Source organism: Pseudomonas fuscovaginae SE-1 (genome assembly GCF_000364705.1).
GTDB lineage: Bacteria > Pseudomonadota > Gammaproteobacteria > Pseudomonadales > Pseudomonadaceae > Aquipseudomonas > Aquipseudomonas fuscovaginae_A.
The window spans coordinates 13,403-30,983 of the sequence record NZ_AQOH01000294.1 but is presented as its reverse complement, the minus strand read 5'-3'; the positions used below and the strand labels follow the sequence as shown (position 1 = coordinate 30,983).

The 17,581-nt window shown below is 63.4% G+C and carries 15 protein-coding genes; 4 read left to right on the top strand and 11 right to left on the bottom strand.

Annotation, left to right across the window (positions count from 1 at the left end):
* Window positions 1-80: 80 nt before the first annotated feature.
* Complete coding sequence (locus tag K675_RS0123760; protein WP_017905971.1) at window positions 81-1,709, bottom strand: methyl-accepting chemotaxis protein; 1,629 nt, start codon at window positions 1,707-1,709, stop codon at window positions 81-83.
* A 443-nt stretch (window positions 1,710-2,152) separates the two neighbouring features.
* Here K675_RS0123760 and K675_RS0123755 point away from each other — a divergent pair, with 443 nt between their 5' ends.
* Window positions 2,153-2,923: a PFL_4669 family integrating conjugative element protein gene (locus K675_RS0123755; protein WP_017905970.1), complete on the top strand. Its 771-nt coding sequence runs from the start codon at window positions 2,153-2,155 to the stop codon at window positions 2,921-2,923.
* A gap of 202 nt (window positions 2,924-3,125) precedes the next feature.
* Here the strand turns inward: K675_RS0123755 and K675_RS0123750 are convergent, their stop codons facing one another.
* From K675_RS0123750 to K675_RS0123725, 6 genes are all read right to left on the bottom strand, one after another.
* Complete coding sequence (locus K675_RS0123750) at window positions 3,126-3,386, bottom strand: hypothetical protein (protein WP_017905969.1); 261 nt, start codon at window positions 3,384-3,386, stop codon at window positions 3,126-3,128.
* 242 nt (window positions 3,387-3,628) lie between these two features.
* Window positions 3,629-3,934, bottom strand: a complete 306-nt coding sequence (locus K675_RS0123745) for a hypothetical protein (RefSeq protein WP_017905968.1) — start codon at window positions 3,932-3,934, stop codon at window positions 3,629-3,631.
* Between the two features lie 358 nt (window positions 3,935-4,292).
* Window positions 4,293-6,662, bottom strand: a complete 2,370-nt coding sequence (locus tag K675_RS0123740; protein WP_017905967.1) for a hypothetical protein — start codon at window positions 6,660-6,662, stop codon at window positions 4,293-4,295.
* Between the two features lie 49 nt (window positions 6,663-6,711).
* Window positions 6,712-7,461 (bottom strand): ABC transporter permease, encoded by a 750-nt coding sequence (locus K675_RS0123735; RefSeq protein ID WP_017905966.1) that lies wholly within the window; start codon window positions 7,459-7,461, stop codon window positions 6,712-6,714.
* Window positions 7,462-7,468: 7 nt separating this feature from the next.
* On the bottom strand, window positions 7,469-8,458 hold the full coding sequence (locus K675_RS0123730) for an ABC transporter substrate-binding protein (protein WP_017905965.1): 990 nt from the start codon (window positions 8,456-8,458) through the stop codon (window positions 7,469-7,471).
* Between the two features lie 13 nt (window positions 8,459-8,471).
* Window positions 8,472-9,287: an ABC transporter ATP-binding protein gene (locus K675_RS0123725; RefSeq protein WP_017905964.1), complete on the bottom strand. Its 816-nt coding sequence runs from the start codon at window positions 9,285-9,287 to the stop codon at window positions 8,472-8,474.
* A gap of 143 nt (window positions 9,288-9,430) precedes the next feature.
* On the opposite strand from K675_RS0123725, the gene K675_RS0123720 reads away from it, so the two are divergent.
* From K675_RS0123720 to chrA, 3 genes are all read left to right on the top strand, one after another.
* On the top strand, window positions 9,431-10,153 hold the full coding sequence (locus K675_RS0123720) for a GntR family transcriptional regulator (RefSeq protein WP_026145489.1): 723 nt from the start codon (window positions 9,431-9,433) through the stop codon (window positions 10,151-10,153).
* A 110-nt stretch (window positions 10,154-10,263) separates the two neighbouring features.
* Complete coding sequence (locus K675_RS0123715; RefSeq protein ID WP_017905962.1) at window positions 10,264-10,761, top strand: GNAT family N-acetyltransferase; 498 nt, start codon at window positions 10,264-10,266, stop codon at window positions 10,759-10,761.
* A gap of 52 nt (window positions 10,762-10,813) precedes the next feature.
* Window positions 10,814-12,193: a chromate efflux transporter gene (gene chrA / locus K675_RS0123710; RefSeq protein ID WP_026145488.1), complete on the top strand. Its 1,380-nt coding sequence runs from the start codon at window positions 10,814-10,816 to the stop codon at window positions 12,191-12,193.
* A gap of 360 nt (window positions 12,194-12,553) precedes the next feature.
* On the opposite strand, the gene K675_RS0123705 is transcribed toward chrA, so the two are convergent.
* From K675_RS0123705 to K675_RS31300, 4 genes are all read right to left on the bottom strand, one after another.
* Complete coding sequence (locus K675_RS0123705; protein ID WP_026145487.1) at window positions 12,554-13,615, bottom strand: type II asparaginase; 1,062 nt, start codon at window positions 13,613-13,615, stop codon at window positions 12,554-12,556.
* A gap of 146 nt (window positions 13,616-13,761) precedes the next feature.
* Complete coding sequence (locus tag K675_RS0123700) at window positions 13,762-15,174, bottom strand: aspartate ammonia-lyase (RefSeq protein ID WP_017905959.1); 1,413 nt, start codon at window positions 15,172-15,174, stop codon at window positions 13,762-13,764.
* Complete coding sequence (locus tag K675_RS0123695) at window positions 15,161-16,150, bottom strand: LysR family transcriptional regulator (RefSeq protein ID WP_017905958.1); 990 nt, start codon at window positions 16,148-16,150, stop codon at window positions 15,161-15,163. Before K675_RS0123695 ends, K675_RS0123700 begins: the two co-directional genes overlap by 14 nt.
* A gap of 28 nt (window positions 16,151-16,178) precedes the next feature.
* Window positions 16,179-17,561: an MFS transporter gene (locus K675_RS31300; protein ID WP_080635389.1), complete on the bottom strand. Its 1,383-nt coding sequence runs from the start codon at window positions 17,559-17,561 to the stop codon at window positions 16,179-16,181.
* Between the last annotated feature and the right edge of the window lie 20 nt (window positions 17,562-17,581).

The following is a 17,581-nucleotide window of genomic DNA, read 5'->3' as shown; positions in this document are numbered from 1 at the left end:
CTGTATAAGTTATTTTTTGGAGGGCAGCGCAGGCGGGTCTGCCACGGTCGCCCGCAGACGGCCGTGGCGCGGGTTTCATCTCAAAGCTGGAACTGTCGGGTCAGGCGATTCAAGTTGATCGCCAGGCTCGACAGCTCGGCCGTGGCGATGGCGGTTTGGCTCGAGCCTTCTGAGGTCTGGCTCGACAGGTCGCGGATGCTGACCAGGTTCTGGTCGACCTCACGTGCCACCTGTGCCTGTTCTTCGGCTGCGGTGGCAATCATCAGGTTGCGTTCGTTGATCTGGCTCAGGGCGTCGGTGATGTTGACCAGAACCGTGCCTGCGCCATGAGCCATCTCCAGTGTCTTTTGTGCCTGAGTGCTGGTTTGACTCATCGAGGACACGGCGTTGGACGTCCCGGATTGAATCGAACCGACCATCTGTTCGATTTCCTGCGTGGATTGCTGGGTACGATGGGCCAGCGCCCTGACCTCATCGGCGACGACGGCAAAACCTCGACCGGCCTCACCGGCACGTGCGGCCTCAATGGCGGCATTCAGCGCCAGCAGGTTGGTTTGTTCGGCAATGGCACGAATCACATCCAGCACCTTGCTGATGTCGGTCGCCATGTTTGCCAGGGCCTGCACTTGCGTCGAGGTTGTCTGGACACTGGAAACCATCTGGTTGATGGCTGCCACCGTCTCCTCGACCTGGGTGCGTCCCGCAATGGCCGCGGAGCTCGAATGGGCAGTCAGTTGGGAGGTGGAGGCGGCATTGCTGGCCACCTCTTCCACGGCGGCACTCATTTCGTTGACTGCGGTGGCCGCCATTTCAATTTCATTGCCCTGACGTTGGATGTTGTGTGCAGCGCCTTCGGTCACCGCATGCATCTCTTCCGAGGTCGCAGCCAGCTGCGTCGATGAGTCGCCAATCAAGGTCAGCGCATTGCGCAGATTGGTCTGCATCGTAGCCAGTGCCGCTATCATCCGCGCGGCCTCGTCCGACCCGTCGGTGTCAATACGCCTGCTCAAGTCGTTGGCGGCAATTCGCTCGGCCACGCTCAACGCCTGGCCAAGAGGCACGGTCAGGCTGCGGGTGTAAAGCAACGCGAGTAACAGGGAGGCGCCAATGGCCGCCGCGATGAACATACCCACGATCCACAAGGTCTGCTGATAAACATGATCAGCCTCTTTACCGGCCTTGAGGGCTTTTTCCTCGTTGATGCCGATGAGTTTCGTTATCGTGGTCTCTACCAGGTCTGCGGCTTCCTTCATGTTGCCGTTGGATATCTGGACAGACTGTTCCAATTGCCCAGCGGCGACCGAGGCGAGATATTGGTCCTGGGTTCTGGTGTACAGTTGCTGTGCCCGCGAAAATTCTTCAAAAGTCTTACGCCCCTGGGGCGTAACGATGAGTTTGCCCAGTGCTTCCATTTCCTCTTTGATCAAATCGCGAGAGCGCTGGATGTCGCTGAGGGCTTTCACCTTGCGTTCCTGAGGCTCGATCGGGTTGCGCAGGCGGGCGTTGTTGCCTCGAATGGAGACGAACTCTTTATCGAGTTGTCCGAGCAACTTCACACTGGGCAGCACGTTGCCTTCAACGAACTTCTCCGAATCGTTGAGACGGTCGACTTGCCGCAACGCAATCAGGCCAATGGCAAGTATCATCACGCCGAAGAGACCGAAGCAGACGGCGGAACGCGGGGCGAGGTTCAGTTTGCGAAGTATCATGGAAGTGTCCTGTGCGGGCTTAATTAGCCTATCGCCCAGGCATGGGGATACTTGAGTGTCCCCATTGCTCATTAATGACCGTCTATCGGCCTCCAGATATTAAGTAACTTTTTGTTTCGGCGGCTCATGTAGAACTTGCAGGTTTATCTGGCAGGGTCTATCGGCCTGTGTGGTGAATTCGCCTATTCCACCTCGGTCCAAGTCTTTGCCAGGCGGCATCGCCGGTTGCGAACTGCAAAGCATTGCGCGCAATGCGAGGGCGTTCTTATCGATTCGGGCAGGTGTCCCTACTGGCGATCGCGATCAATGGTGCGCCGTCGGGCTTGCAGGAAAGTCGGACCTCTCACTGTTGAAAACCGTACGCTACCGGTTCTGTTTTCCGGCTGATGGCGATCTTGTTCCTGATGAGACTGGGATTCCGATATTCCAGCCAGGAGCGATCAATGTTCTATTCCATCGAAACCAGACTCGGCCCGTTGCGCAGTGCCATGGAGCTGACGTTGCATACCTTTCATGCCGTGCAGATCTGGCAAGGCAGGGCCGCGAGCGAGGAGAAGACCGCGATCATCGGTTTTGGCGGCTTTCTCGGCTCGCTCAGGAAGGTGATGGAGGGCGCCGCGCAGGATGATCCCTACGCCGACCTCTGGATGTTGCGCATCCAGGAGAGGCTGCAGCGCTGCAAGGCCGAGCTGGCGCTGATCCAGGACAATCTGGAACTGCTCATGAGGGCCTTTCCGGATGCGATCAGTGCGCAGGAGAATTTCAATATCCGGCCTGTCAGGCTGCCGATTGCCATTACCACCCAGTTCGGCTTTCTGGGGATGTATCTGTTGATCACCTACGACACTGTCGTTCGCCGCCTGTTGCATGCCCATCACGTCGCATTGATCGATCGGCGGGAGATGGAGAGTCGGATCCATGCGGGCGGTCGGCTGTTGCGCGGTCTGTTCGGCCTGCCGCGCAGGTATCGCTATTCCGGCGCGACCCGGACCGATTTCGCCTGCGACAACGACCTGGCCCGCCAGGCCAGAAAACTGTTCGGTGAGTTGCCCATGGATGTGCTGGATGGCACGCGAAGGGCGGATTTCGCTCCGCCTCTCATCCGCGACCGGGTCGTCAAGGACGCCGATGACGTGGCCGAGCGGTTCCCCTGGCTCGTCCATGCGCCCCAAGCCAATGACTATCGGGCTCCCGGTTCGTCGGCCAGCGATTGAGTTTCGCGAGTCGCCTTGCGCTACCCGGCCCATGCGGGCTGGGTAGTCGTTTTTGTCGGGCAGTCTTTCCGGACCACTCGAACCTGGCTGGCACGCGTTCGAGGTCGCGGTCGCCATACACGGCGTAGCCCCCGACGACCACAGCCGCCATCCTCCCCAGGCATCGACAATGTCCGAGTGGCTTGGCACGAGCTTGGTTCCTTCAGTGAATCGTGACTTCCCACAGCTCGAAGCAGAGCAGCAGCGTCCCGGCCAGCGGGTCACGGATTTCGATTCCGCCGGGGCCGATCCACCTCGGGCTCAGGCCGCAGTTCTCGAGCAGGGGATAAAGGGCCTGGCCATCGAGCATGCCCAACTGGGCAAGGCCGAGCAATTCGTTGAGGTCGGCACAGACGGCCGGTACCGACGTCTGGGGCGCCCATGCCGCGATGAAGTGCAGTTCCACGCGGGTTGGCCACTTCATCCTCGCCCTCCGGCCAGCGGTACTGCGAGCGTTACAAGAGCGGCCAGGGGCCCGGTAGGGGAACCATGCATCCAGGTGTCCTCACGCGATGGTGGGTGCAGGGTTGCAAATTGGCAGGAAGACCTCAGTAGGCAAACCGGCTCCCGGTGAGCGTTATATCAGGCGTCCTCAAACCGCGGACGAGAAAAAGCCCGCCGAAGCGGGCTTTTCTTGAGGTGATCCCAAAGGGGGAGTCCCGACGGTCACGCGGTCCATTCTTCCTTGAGCGAAAGCAGCAGATACTGCAGCCCGTTGTTCGAACTCAGCAGGCTGAGCACCAGCTCCAGACGGAACCGTTTCTCCATGAGCGGGTACAGGTCGAAATGCACCTGCCTGGCCTCAGGTTGCCGGTTGTGTGCCCTGGCCGCTGCGTTGAGCAGCTCCCGCAGGCGGATTTCGAAGGTTGACCCCCGTTGGCCCCTGTAGTCCTTTACGGCCTTCTTCCATGTCAACGGGGTCAGGACAAGGGCGTACTTGAAGGTAGCGCCTGCCTGTTGCTGTGGGGACATATGACTTCTCCTGTTCGAGAGAAACCACCGGTCCCGACCGGGAGGTGATTTCCCGGTTGAGGTGGTAAAACGATGCAGCAGGCCACGCCCTTTCCTTGAGCGTCTGCTCTGGGCGGATGCAAGAGTCGGGGAGAACAGCGGGGTCACAGCGATGCTTCCATCGACGCAGGTCGATCGGTCGCGTGACTGGAAGCGCTGCGACCTGGAGGCGGACCCTACGCAACTGCGTATCGTAGCCCCTCGGATCCAAGCTACATCGGCATGGTGCTGACAAGTTCAGCGGTATGCCCCCACACAATGAACAATGCCGTGGGGGCTGTCAAAAGCCGATCTGCTACCGTTTTTTTCGGGGCCGCTGTCAGAGTGTGACGAACAGCGCCGAGGTCCAGACTCGTGATTGGTCGCGCTGACGGGCAGTGATGAACAGCGGATGTTCGCGACCCGCTTCCAGGTTCAGCGAACTCAGCTCGATCCGGCCAGAGACCTCGCGAGGCAGAGGGATTTCGCTGATCTGCTCCACTGTCACCTGCAGTTCCGCACCGGGCAGTGTCTTGACGAGCGCGCCAGCGGCCAGCAGTTCTTCGCCTGTCAGTTGCAGTGTCACCGTGGGTGCATGCACATGCGGGTGTGGCTCCAGCGGGTCGCCGACCTTGACATAAGCATCGATCCGCAACTGCACGTCGATGCTGGCGCCGGCCAGCCCGGAAATATCGATTTCCAGGCTGTCAGTGTCGCCATTGGTGTCGGTCTTGAGTGCCAGGGTGGTGGCGTCCTTGCGCCATGCCACCTGCTCGGGGTGGTCGGCACCGAGGAAACGGAAGGCATTGATGGTCGCACCGGTCAGGCTGATTTCACCGCTCCAGTAGGCGCCGCGATAGCGGTCCTTGATTCGCGCACCGCCCAGGCGCAGGCGGATCCGTCGCGACGACAGACCGGCTTCGACATGCAGGTTACGCGACCAGATGCGCTGGTCGCCACGCAACAGTTCGATCTGTTCCCAGCCGGCATCGCCCAGCAGGCGGTAATCCAGGGCGGTTTCGCCGCTGACCGTCACCACGTCACCCATTAGATGCTCGCCCAGACGCAACACCGCCAGGCTGCGTTCGCCGGTGGTCGCGAAGGTGTGGCGGGCGCGCAGGGCGCGACCTACGCCGGCGCGATCGAAGCTTTCGGCAATGACGCCGGTCAGGCCACCGCGGGAACCGAACACGGCCGTGGCCGGTACGCCACCACCGCAACGGCCCTGGTGCTCGTCGCTGTTGGCCGCGGCACCGACACGGTAGCCGCGCTGCAGGGCTTCGGCGTAGACCCAGTGGAACTGGCCCCAGGCCGAACCGACTTCCACCAGGCGCTCCAGCTCGGGATGGTGCCAGTCGAGGTTGCAGCGCCGGCCGCCGACATGGGGCATCATCAGGTGGCCTTCCGGGTCATGCGCGTAGGCTGCATACAGCTCATCCACCGGCCAGGCGCCGGGCTTGATGGTGCCGGCGGTGAACTCGTTCCACTCGAAGGAGCGCACCAGCCGCCCCTGGGTGTCGAAGGGAAACTCCGGCTTGCCGTCGTGGAGGAACACTACGTTGCGGTCGCCGCCGGCGCAGGAGTTGCCGCACCATTCGGTGCCCGGGTAGCAGACGAAGCGTCCCGGTTCGTTCAGCTCGCCGATCAGCTTGACTGCCGCATCCCAGCGCTGCTCGGTGATGTTGAAGTCGTTGGCGGTGTAGCCGAGCACGTCCAGGCCGGCGACATCGCGGCCGTAGCTGAGGTTGTACAGCGTATCGTTGGTGCCCACCGTGTCATCGGAATGCACGTGCAGGTCGGCATACAGCGGTCGCAGGGTGCCCAGTGCCGCGTCGACGTTGACGAAGGCCGCGCCCGGTTGCACGCCGGGCTGTCCGGTGGCGGCCTGGATCGACCATTCGCCTTGTGCCGAGAGCTCGATGGCCGGCACCCGCAGGATCGCCCAGCCTTCGCTGGCCAAGGTGAAGGGCAGGCGCTGGACTTGAGCGGCCGGCCCGGCCAGGGTGAGTTCACCGGTCAATGGTGTGTGTCGACAGGTATTGCCCCAGGCATCGTCGGCGCGTACCAGGAGGTCGAACGGCTGGCCTTCGCCAACCAGGCGCGGCGCGATTACCTGCAGCCGCTCCGGCGCACCGGGGATGATGTCCAGCAGTAGGTCACCCGGTATTTCGGCGAACTTGGAACTGCCCAGCGGATCGATGAACAGTCGCAGGCGGAAATCCTTCTCGACGAAACTCTGCACGCGAGTGCCGGCGCCTCCCTGGCGACGGTCGCCGAGGCGGATGATGATGCGGTCGCCGGGGTTGAGATAGCCGTCGACGATGTCGACCAGGATGGCCTTCTGAAAGGGGCGTTCATGGCCCTTCTGGTCGAAGCGAACCTTCAGGTGCTGTACCGTGGCCGGGCTCTGGCCCGGCACCAGGTCACCGGCCTGGTACTCGGCGCTGACATAGTTGGCCGCCGTCGGGTCGGAGGTCTGGAACAGGGCCCAGTCCGAGTAGAACTTGAACGCCAGCTTGAGCCAGGCGCCGTCGGCCAGGCCGCTGGCACCGACCTCGTAGACGAAGGTGATCTCGTCCCACTGGCCGGCGACCAGAGTCTGGCGGTCGCACTGGATGCTGCCGAGGAAGGGCCGTGCCTTGTTGCGTTCGTAGAGCCCGCTGGGGGCGATGTACGGGCCGGCGTCACGGGGATCGAAGGTCTGGCTCACGGGAATACCTCGTTGAAAATCACAAACGTGATGGGAACGGCGGGGCGCCTCAGGCGGCTCGCCAGGATTGGTAGTGACGTTCGAGCCGGCGAAACACCAGGCTTTCCATCAGCCAGGCGAGCAGGCCGATGATGACGATACCCAGCAGCACTTGGCTGCTGTTGCCGATTTGCCCGCCCATCGAGACCATCCAGCCGATACCCTGGGAGGCACCGATCATCTCGGCGGCCACCAGTGCGCGCCAGCCCTGGCTGAAGCCGATACGCAGCGCGGCGGTGAGAAACGGCAGCGAGGCCGGCAGGTAGATGTGCAGCAGCAGTTGCCGCGGGCTGGCGCCGAGGGTCCGGGCCGCGCGGACTTCGCCGTCGCGGATGCCCAGCACGCCTTCCTGCAGCGTGACGATCATCGGGAACACGGCGGCGATGAAGATCACCAACATGATCGAGAAGAACCCGAGGCCGAAAATGATCAGGATCAGTGGCGCCCAGGCGATCGGCGGAATCGCCATGAACAGGCTGTTGAGCGGTGCGACGAACTCGCGCAGGCGCCGCGACAGGCCGGCGGCGGTGCCGAAGATCACTGCCACCAGCACCGCGCTGCCGAAACCGGCCAGTTCCTCCAGGGCGCTGGCGCGGAACTGCTTCCACAGCGAGCCGTCGTCGATCCAGCGCAGCGCCTCGGCGGCGACCACCCAGGGTTGTGGCAACACGTAGCTGGGGAAGCGGCTGGCGAGAAGGATCCACACCAGCAGCAGAAAGGGCAGCGAGGCCCAGCCCCAATTGGGTCTTGGCAATTTCATCGGCAACTCAACGCGAGGCTTTCTGCAGGTAGGAGGTGTCCACCAGGTCCTTCAGCGGCACTGTGGTATTCATGAACTTGAGCGTGTTGGAGTAGGCCATCAGTCGCTCGATGAATTTCTGATCGGCGTCGGTCAGCTCGGCCGACCAGCCCAGGCGCTTGCGGGCTTCGGCGACGATGGCCTGGCCATCGGCCTGGCTGCCGTCGGGACGCCGCACCGACTCCAGGCGAAATGCCTCGGCGATGATCGCGTTGGACTCGCTCGGGTGTTCGTTCAGGTAGGCGATGGCCCGGCGGTGGGCGCGCAGCAGTTTCACCACGTCGTCGGGACGCTCACGCAGGGTTTCCGGCAGGCCGATGACCACATACCACGGGTACTGCGGCAGAGCCTGGTTCACGTCCAGCAGCAGGCGCGCCGAACCGCGCAGCAGTGCCTGGCTGACGAAGGGCTCCCAGGAGAACGCGGCGTCGACGATGTGGCGCTCGAGCGCGGCGTTCATGTTGCCCGGCGGCATGTCGACGATGTCCAGGTCGCTGTCCGGGCTCAGCCCGGCACGCTCGCCGAGTACGTAGCCGCGCAGCAGCACGTCCATTCCGCTGCCTTTCTTCACGCCGGCCAGCTTGTGGCCCTTGAGCCCGGCCAGGTCGTGGATCTGGCTGTGACTGCCGGCCAGGACGGCGGCCTGGCCGTAATTGACCTTGGCCAGAATCACGCTCTTGAGGCCACGGGCGTACCACTGGTAAACCGGTGGCGCGCCGACGTAGGCGATATCCAGCTCGTGGGCTGCCAGGGCCTGCTGGATCACCGGACCATCGCCCAGTGCCTTGATGTCGACGTCCAGGCCTTCGTCGCGGTAGTAGCCCAGCTTGTCGGCGATCAGCACGGGGGCGTTGGCCATGGCGAAGACGTAGCCGATACGCAGCGGTTCGGCGGCCTGGGCCGAGGCCAGCCAGGAGGTCGCCGCCAGGGCGACCGGCAGAAGCAGTTTCTTGATCATGTCGGGCTCGTTTTCAGTGGGTGGAGTCGATGCGCAGAGGGGAGGCGGCCATGACCTCACTGATGCGCGTCATCAGCTCATTGCGGTAGTCGAGGAACTCGGGCAACCGACGAGTTTCGAGGTTGCTGCGCGGGCGCGGCAGGTTGATGGCCAACTCGCTGTGAATGCCGCCCGGCGCGATGTTCATGACGACTACGCGATCAGCGAGAAACACCGCCTCGTCGATGTCGTGGGTGATGAACAGCACGCTCTGGCCAAGGGCGGCCCACAGGCGCAGGGTCTCCTCGTTCATGGCGGCGCGGCTGATCGCGTCGAGGGCGGCGAACGGCTCGTCCATCAGCAGCACTTCGGGTTCCAGCACCAGAGCGCGGGCCAGCGAGACGCGTTGCTGCATACCGCCGGAGAGCTGGCGCGGCAACTGCTGCGCGGCGTGCTCCAGTCCGACCAGGCGCAGGTATTTCAGTGCCTGTTGACGCTGCGCCCCGGTGTTGCCGCGGCCGGCCAGCTTGAGCCCGAAGCGTACGTTCTCCAGGGCGCTGAGCCAGGGAAACAGCTGCGGGCTCTGGAACACATAGCCAAGCCTGGGCAGTTCCGGCTCGGTTGGCAGGCCGTTGACCAGCACCTGGCCGGCCTTCGGTTTCTGGAAACCCGACAGCAGGTTCAGCAGGGTGGTCTTGCCGCAGCCGGAGGGCCCGAGGATGGCGACGAACTCGCCGGGCCGGGCGCGCAGGTTCAGGCCCTTGAACACGGCATGACCGTTCGGGTAGGCGAATTCGACATCGCGGACGCTCAGCGCATCGGGGGGCAGGTAAAGTTCGGCATGGGACATGGCAAGCGGCACCGAGTCATCTAGAATAGTCAATGTCTGTAATAATACGTATTAATACAAGTTGTCCCAAGACGAAATGGTCATAACCTTAGAAGCGAAGCGCCATCACCGCGTTTCATTCACTCCAACGGATCGGTAATCACGTGACTCTCCAGCGAGCAAGCTCCACCTCCCTCTACGAACAGATCGTCCGGCAGTTGCTGCATGAGATTCAGCAAGGGCATTTCGGCGCCGACGGCAAACTCCCCTCCGAAGCCGAGCTGATGGCGCGCTTTGCCGTGAGCCGGGTGACCATCCGCCTGGCTCTGGGCAAGCTGGAAGAAGACGGCGTGGTCGAACGCAAGCAGGGCAAGGGCACCTTCGTTGCGGCGCAGCAGGTGCGGCACAACCTGGATGCGTTGCGCAGTTTCCATGAGTCACTGTTGCTGCAAGGACTGCAGCCGACGATGAGCATGCTCGGGCATGAGCGCATCCCGGCGCCTGATGAGCTGCACAGCCTGTTCGAGGGTCAATGCGTGAAGGTCGAGCGCCTGCATTGGGTCGACCAGGAGCCTATCGCCTATGCCTGCAGCTATCTCACGGACCAGTTGCGCGAGGTCGATTGGCAGGAGATGGCGCAGGTACCGTTGTACTCGGTGCTCGAACGCGCCACCGGGCAGGCGGTGACTCGCGCCGATATGGCCATTCGTGCCCGCGAGGCGGACAAGAACCTGGCCTCGCACCTGGGCGTCAAGCGCGGCACGGCCTTGCTGGTGATGGAGCGTACCTCCTGGTTCGACGATGACCGTTGCTGCGATCGCACGACCTTCTTCATCCGGCCAGAGCGTTATGCGTTCGTGCTCAGTGGGGTGTTCAAGAGCCGGTGACGGGACGGTGGGCTCCCATGTCCACCCCAGGTGCGACAAGGTACGAGGCCAGACTGGCGGCGATGCTGATACCATGGCGCGATTACTGGTTAACTGTCTGGATCACTTTCATGAGCACCCCGCATTTTCGCCAACCTGTCGCCCAGGACGCCGAACGCTGCTACGAAATCGAAATCGGCGCGTACGAGGGCGACGAAGCCGCCACGCTGGAAAAGATCCGCACCCGGATCGAGCAGTATCCGCAAGGCTTCCTGATTCTCGAGACCGATGGCGGCATCGTCGGTTTCATCAACAGCGGTTGCGCCCATGAAGTGGTGATGTCCGACGAGGCGTTCAAGGAACTGGTCGGCCATGATCCCGTGGCGCCCAACGTGGTGATCATGTCGGTGGTGGTGGATCCTGCCCATCAGCGCAAGGGCTACGCCAGGCTACTGATGAGCGAGTTCATCGCGCGCATGCAGGCGCTGAACAAGCAGACCATCCACCTGATGTGCAAGGAGCGGCACGTCGAGTTGTACCGCAAGATGGGTTATCGGTACGTGCGGCCTTCGCCCTCGGACCACGGCGGGATGGCCTGGCATGAGATGATCCTGTCGCTCCGACCCTGAGCCACGAGTGTCCGAGGGCTCTTGAGACATACGGCATCGTTCGAGAAAAGCCATGACCGACTCCACTGCACGCGCTGTTGAACCGTCGCCCGCAGCCAGGCCGTCCGTGAGCCTGCTGGAAGCCTTTCTGTTCTGGTTGAAGCTCGGCTTCATCAGCTTCGGCGGCCCCGCCGGGCAGATCGCGATCCTGCACCAGGAACTGGTCGAGCGCCGCCGCTGGATCAGCGAGCGGCGCTTCCTGCATGCCCTCAACTACTGCATGTTGCTGCCGGGCCCGGAGGCGCAACAGCTCGCCACCTACATCGGCTGGCTGATGCATCGCAGCTGGGGCGGAGTGATCGCCGGGGCACTGTTCGTGCTGCCGTCGTTGTTCATCCTGATCGCCCTGGCCTGGATCTACGTGGCGTTCGGTGAGGTACCCGTCGTCGCGGGCGTCTTCTACGGGATCAAGCCCGCCGTGACCGCCATCGTGTTGCAGGCCGCCCACCGTATCGGTTCGAGAGTGCTGAAGAACGCCTGGTTATGGGCCATCGCCGCAGCGGCCTTCGTCGCGATCTTCGCCCTCGATGCGCCGTTCCCGGCCATTGTCCTGGTGGCGGCGTTGCTGGGGTACCTGGGTGGCCGCTTCCTGCCGGAGCAGTTCGTCATCGGCGGTGGTCATGCCGCGGCGAAGGCCAGTCACGGGCCCGCGTTGATCGACGACGACACGCCCACCCCCGAACATGCGCGTTTTCGCTGGGTGCATCTGCTGCGCCTGCTGCTGATCGGTGCGGCGCTCTGGGCGCTGCCCATGGGCCTGCTGAGCGCCGCATTCGGCTGGCAGGGTACGCTGACGCAAATGGGCTGGTTCTTCACCAAGGCGGCGTTGCTGACCTTCGGCGGTGCCTACGCGGTGCTGCCCTATGTCTATCAGGGCGCGGTCGGTCACTATGGCTGGCTGTCACCGACGCAGATGATCGACGGCCTGGCCCTGGGCGAGACCACGCCGGGACCGCTGATCATGGTGGTGGCGTTCGTCGGTTTCGTCGGCGGCTACGTACAGCCGATGTTCGGCGCCGAACAGCCGTTTCTCGCCGGTGCGGTCGCCGCCAGCCTGGTGACCTGGTTCACCTTCCTGCCGTCCTTCCTGTTCATCCTGGCCGGTGGACCGCTGGTGGAGTCCACCCATGACGAGCTGAAATTCACCGCGCCGCTGACCGCGATCACCGCAGCGGTGGTCGGGGTGATCGTCAACCTGGCGCTGTTCTTCGCCTACCACGTGTTCTGGCCGAGCGGCATCGAGAGTCGGGCCGACTGGCCGTCGCTGATTATCTGCGCGGCGGCGGCCGTCGCCTTGTTCGGCTTCAGGCGCGGGGTGATTCAGGTGTTGTTCGGTTGTGGGCTGATCGGCATGCTGGTTTATCTGGTACGGCAGGGGCTGCTGGTGGGTTGACTGAAGCCGGCGGCTGCGGGTCAGGAGCCCGCCACGTTTCATTACCAAGCGAAGGGGGGGCGAACTGTACGCAGGTTGGTAAACCGGCGAATAGAAACCGGCAGGCCGAAGCCTTCCGCGCACAGCCCGCCATTACAGCGAACACAAAAAAGCCGCTCTCGCGGCGCTGTGCGCCTATTCACTCTCCGGGTTACCAAGCCCGACCGCTGAATGTGCAGCGCCCCTTGGACTCTAGTCACCACCCTGGACGCACACAATATTCTCCCATGTTCTCCCATGCCGATAGCGAGTAGGGAACCGCCTCAATTTTGGAAGGCCGTAAATGACAGACATCGACTGCGACCCAGTGCCCGAGGGCTGTCAGAAGGTGTGCAACATGTCCTGGATCTTCGCCGGATCATGGGTCACGGTCAGGGCCAGCATCAGCAGGATCCGCGCTTTCTGTGGGTTCAGGGTATCGCCCAGCAGGCCCACGTAGGCATCGTCCTGCGGGATGTAGCCGCTACCGGTACGAGTGGAGCGCACCACGACCACGCCTTTCTGGATGGCATTGCGGATGGCCGGCAGGACGAAGTTCGATTCGCTGCCGGCACCGACGCCAGCCACCACGATTCCTTGGGCGTGGTTCTGCACGGCGGCGTCGTACAGGTAGCCGCTGTCGTTCTGGTAGCCGTAGAGAATGTCGACCTTGGGCAGTGCATCGAGCCCGGAAATATCGAACGGCGTCTGCACGGTGTGCCGCTTGGTGATCTGGGTTTCGAACAGCGGCACCTGGTTGACCAGGCGACCGAGGTCTCCGGCTTCCGGCGACTTGAAGGTGTCCAGGGCATTGGCGTCGGTCTTGGTGGTGAAGCGGGCCGAACCGATCCGGTCGTTGAGCACCACCATGACGCCACGGCCCTTGGCCTCGGGCGAGGCGGCGACGGCCACCGCCTGCAGGATGTTGCTCGGTCCGTCGGCACCGATGGCCGTGGCAGGGCGCATCGAGCCGGTGACGACCACCGGCTTGTCGCTCTTGACCACCAGGTTGAGGAAGTAGGCGGTTTCTTCCAGGGTGTCGGTGCCATGGGTCACCACCACGCCGGACACGTCATCGCGCTGCAGCAGTGTGTTGATCCGCTTGGCCAGCTTGAGCAGGGTCGGGTTGTCCATGTTGTCACTGCCAACGTTGGCCACCTGCTCGGCGGTGACGTTGGCCACTTCACCGAGCGAAGGGACCGAGGCGATCAGCGCCTGGGCCGTCAGCACGCCGGGCTTGTAGCCGGTGGTCTGGCTCTGCTGCGCCGCAGTGCCGGCAATCGTGCCACCCGTTGCCAGAACGGTGACGGTGGGTTTGGCGGAAACCGAGCTCTGGGCCATGGCCTGACTGACCGTCATGACCGAAGCGAGCAACACGGTAAAACCTACTTTTAGAATGTTCATTATCCACCTGCATTCAAGTTTTCAGGGCAGAGGTAGGCTGAGTTCGCAGAACGAACTCTGGAGGTTTGTTGTCAGGGTTCAAACGTTACGGGTGAAGACATCCACCCAGGCGGTGAGGTGATCGGGCGACCACCTCACCGGTTTTCTCAACCCTCGAACACCGGGTGAGAAGCTTTTTCGATGGCCGCCAGGGCCTGTTCCCGGGTCATGACCCCGGACTCTTCCATGATTGCCAGCAGCGAGCGACCTTCGGCCACGGACTGCCGCGCCAGCTTGCTGACCTTGGCGTAGCCCAGCTGGGGAACCAGGGCAGTGGCCACGGCCATCGAGTCGGTCAGGTGCCGCAGGTTGCGGTCCGCGTCCGCAGTGATCCCGGCGATGCACTTCTCACGGAAGCCGCGGATACCCTGGGTCAGCAGGGTGATGCTGTCGAATACCCGTGAGGCAACCACCGGCTCGAAGTGGTTGATCTCCAGCTCGCCGTATTGCACGGCCTGGGCCACGGCGACGTCGTTGCCGATCACCGCGAAGCTCAACTGGATCATCGCCATCGGCAGTACCGGGTTGACCTTGCCCGGCATGATCGAGGAACCGGCCTGCGCCTCGGGCAGCTTGAGTTCGCCGATTCCGCCGACCGGGCCGGAGGACAGCTTGGTCAGGTCCGAAGCGATCTTGGCCAGTGACGCGGAGCAGGTGCGCAGCTCGCCGGACACACGCGAGAACACGTCCATGTTCTGCATGGCATCGAACGGGTTCGACGGCGCCAGGTACTCGACGTCGGTGATGGCCGACAGGTGCCGGTAGACCGCCTTGCGGTAGGCCCCCGGTGCACCGAAGCCAGTGCCTATCGCGGTGCCGCCCAGGGGCAGGGTGCGCAGCTTGTCGCGCACGGCCGCCAGCTCGACCGCCAGGCGCTGGGTCAGCGAGGCATAGCCGGAGAACAACTGGCCCAGGCGCATGGGCTGGGCGTCCTGCAGGCAGGTGCGGCCCAGGTGCAGGATGTCGGCGAACTGCCCGGCCTTTTTCTCGAACGCCACGGCGAGCAATTGCACCTCGTCGATCAGCGGGGTGAACATGGCGTAAGTAGCGATCTTCAACGCGGCCGGATACACGTCGTTGGTCGACTGCGAGATGTTGACGTGATCGTTCGGGTGCACGATGTCATAGCGGCCGGTCGGGTGCCCCAGTACCTGCTGGGCGCGGTTGGCAATCACCTCGTTGAAGTTCATGTTCGTCGAGGTGCCCCCCGAGCCCTCCAGCAGGTCGACGATCAGCGAGTCGTCGCACTCGCCGGCGATGAGCGACTGGCAGGCCTGCACGATGGCGTCGCACTGCGTGGCGTCGAGCACGCCGCTGTCGCGGTTCGCCAGGGCCGCGGCCCATTTGCACTGGGCGAAGGCGTCACGGAAGGCCGGGTAGTGGGCCACCGTCAGGGGCGATACCGTCAGGTTCTGCAGGCCACGCACCGAGTTCACGCCATAGAGCTTGTCGCCGGGGATGCTGACTTCCCCGACGTAGTCCTGTTCGAGCCTGGCGTTGCGGTGATCAAAAGTACTCACGGATATTACCCTCATCAAATTTCACTAGAGCCTCGACACCCTGGCCCAGGGCCGTGAGGTTGGGCAGGAAGGCGTCGAGGATGACGTCGCGCGCCGCTTCGCAGGCGTCTGCGAAAAAGGCGCTGTATTCGTTGCGTCTGGCGACCAGGTAGAGCGAGCGCTCAAGACCCAGCTCCGGTACCACGTGGGCGGTCACGTTGCGTGCCCAGGTGCTGGCCTGCAGGAAGCACATCGGGCTGGTGACGGCCCAGCCGATGCCCTCGGCGACCATCGAGGTCAGGGCGTCGGCGTTGTCCAGCTCGAGCCAGTTCGGTACCCGGATGTTCAGGCTTCTCAGGTGGCGCTCGATCTGCTGGCCGACCTGGGAGGCACGGTTGAAACGCACCACCGGCAGCACGTTGGCCAGGGCCCTTACGTCCTCGATGGTGTTCAGTGGCTTGCGCTGGGTGGTCGGCGTGATCACGAAGTAGCGTTCCGAGAACAATCGGTAGCGCACCACGTCGCTGGCATCCATCAGCGGATCGCTGGTCACGATCAGGTCGAGGTCACGCCGCAGCAAGGCTTCGCCCTGCTGTGGACTGAGCCCGGTCCGTACCGAGAGCTGGGCTGCCTGGCCCAGCATGCGCTTGGTGAACATCGAGCCGCAGGTCGAGGCGAACGAGTCGACCAGGCCCAGGCGCAGGTCGGGCTTGACCCCGCGGCCGGCTTCCAGCACCTGGGCTTTCAGGTTCGACAGTTCCTCGGCCAGCAGCGCGCCGCGGTTTCGCAGCGCCACGCCCCAGGAGGTGAGGGTGAGCGGGCGGGTGGTGCGGTCCACCAGCACCACGCCCAGTTCATCTTCCAGTTGCCGTACCATCTGCGACACGCCCGACTGGGAGATGCCCATGCGAGTGGCGGCGCCCGACATGCTTCCTTCTTCTGCCACGCAGATGAAGACCTGTACGGCATGCATGTCGATCAGTTTGTTGGCTGGCATGGTCGTTCTCACCGGGTTGGATAGGGATTCAGGAGCGAATCTTTCCTTCCTGGCCCGTCGCTGTCACCAGTGGCATGGCCGGGCGCGTGCTGCTTTCATCACTGGCCGCGGTCATGCCGGCCAGCTCTTCCTTGCTCGTCTCCGGGGCGAACAGGTGGCAGAACACGCCACCGAACACCAGCACCGCGACACACACACCCAACGCCGTCTGGATACCCAGTTGCTGCACGGCGATCGGCAGCAGGAAGGTGGCGAATGCCGAGCCGAAGCGGCTCGAGGCCACGGCCAGGCCGATCCCCGAACCCCGCAGGTGGGTAGGAAACAGCTCCGGTGGATAGACGAATTCCAGGTTGACGGCCGCGGCCAGCACACAGGCGAAGAAGCCGAACGCGAGGATGGTGCCGAGCGGACCGAAACCGGCGTAGGCCAGCACCGCCAGGCCCACGGCGCTGAGGTAGAAGGTGCCGATCAGGAAGGCGCGGCGGGAGATCCTGTCGATGATCATCAGGCCGAGCAGGGCACCGACCATCAGCAGGACGTTGTACACCAGCCCGCCGACGAACTTGTCCTGCACATTGAGGGCTTCCAGCACCCGTGGGGAGAAGGTGCCCAGGGCGAAGAACGGGATGACCTGGCAGGTGTAGAACACGCAGCCGACCAGGGTGTGCCTGCGCCAGCGCTGGCTGAACAGTTCGGCCAGGCCGCCGCTCTTTTGCGCGCGGGCCGGTGCGGCGGCACTCAGGGTGACGTGGTCGCCGAACTTGCTGCGGATGATGGTCATGGCTTCTTCGGTGCGCCCCTTGGCCATGAGCCAGATCGGCGACTCCGGTACACCCAGGCGTAGCGGGAGAATCAGCAGGGCGGGCACGCCACTGAGGGCGAGCATCAGGCGCCAGGCATCGGGGCCGGTATCTCGTACCGCGAAACCGACCAGATAGGCGGCGACATAACCGGCGGCCCAGGCCGCGGCAAGAATACTGAGCAGGCGACCCCGGTAACGCCGTGGGGCGAACTCGGTGACCAGGGATTTACTGACGACATAATCGAAGCCCAGTACCAGGCCGAGTAATAAACGCAGTGCCAGTAGTTGTTCAGGAGAAGTTACGAAGAACTGTGAAGCGGAGATAATCGCAAACAGCAGCATGTCCCAGGCGAAGATACCGCGGCGACCAAACTTGTCGGCGAGTGGGCCGCCGACCAAACTGCCAAGAAACAGACCTGCCAATGAGGCGGCGCCCAGCAGTCCCATCCACAGGGCGTTGAGCTGCAAGGGCCCGGCGGCCATGCTCACGGCGATGCCGATAATACCGAGTACGAATCCGTCGCTGAACTGTCCTCCTGTTCCGCTGAATACCGTTCGTAGATGGAATCGGGTCAGCGGAAGATCTTCGAATGAAACTTGACTGCTCATCGTGTCACCACTTGCTTCTT

Coding starts and splice junctions, on each gene's coding strand:
- K675_RS31300 (WP_080635389.1), bottom strand. CDS start 17,561: ATGAGCAGTCAAGTTTCATTCGAAGATCTTCCGCTGACCCGATTCCAT.
- K675_RS0123715 (WP_017905962.1), top strand. CDS start 10,264: ATGAGCACCCCGCATTTTCGCCAACCTGTCGCCCAGGACGCCGAACGC.
- K675_RS0123730 (WP_017905965.1), bottom strand. CDS start 8,458: ATGATCAAGAAACTGCTTCTGCCGGTCGCCCTGGCGGCGACCTCCTGG.
- K675_RS0123735 (WP_017905966.1), bottom strand. CDS start 7,461: ATGAAATTGCCAAGACCCAATTGGGGCTGGGCCTCGCTGCCCTTTCTG.
- K675_RS0123705 (WP_026145487.1), bottom strand. CDS start 13,615: ATGAACATTCTAAAAGTAGGTTTTACCGTGTTGCTCGCTTCGGTCATG.
- K675_RS0123725 (WP_017905964.1), bottom strand. CDS start 9,287: ATGTCCCATGCCGAACTTTACCTGCCCCCCGATGCGCTGAGCGTCCGC.
- K675_RS0123695 (WP_017905958.1), bottom strand. CDS start 16,150: ATGCCAGCCAACAAACTGATCGACATGCATGCCGTACAGGTCTTCATC.
- chrA (WP_026145488.1), top strand. CDS start 10,814: ATGACCGACTCCACTGCACGCGCTGTTGAACCGTCGCCCGCAGCCAGG.
- K675_RS0123745 (WP_017905968.1), bottom strand. CDS start 3,934: ATGTCCCCACAGCAACAGGCAGGCGCTACCTTCAAGTACGCCCTTGTC.
- K675_RS0123760 (WP_017905971.1), bottom strand. CDS start 1,709: ATGATACTTCGCAAACTGAACCTCGCCCCGCGTTCCGCCGTCTGCTTC.
- K675_RS0123750 (WP_017905969.1), bottom strand. CDS start 3,386: ATGAAGTGGCCAACCCGCGTGGAACTGCACTTCATCGCGGCATGGGCG.
- K675_RS0123755 (WP_017905970.1), top strand. CDS start 2,153: ATGTTCTATTCCATCGAAACCAGACTCGGCCCGTTGCGCAGTGCCATG.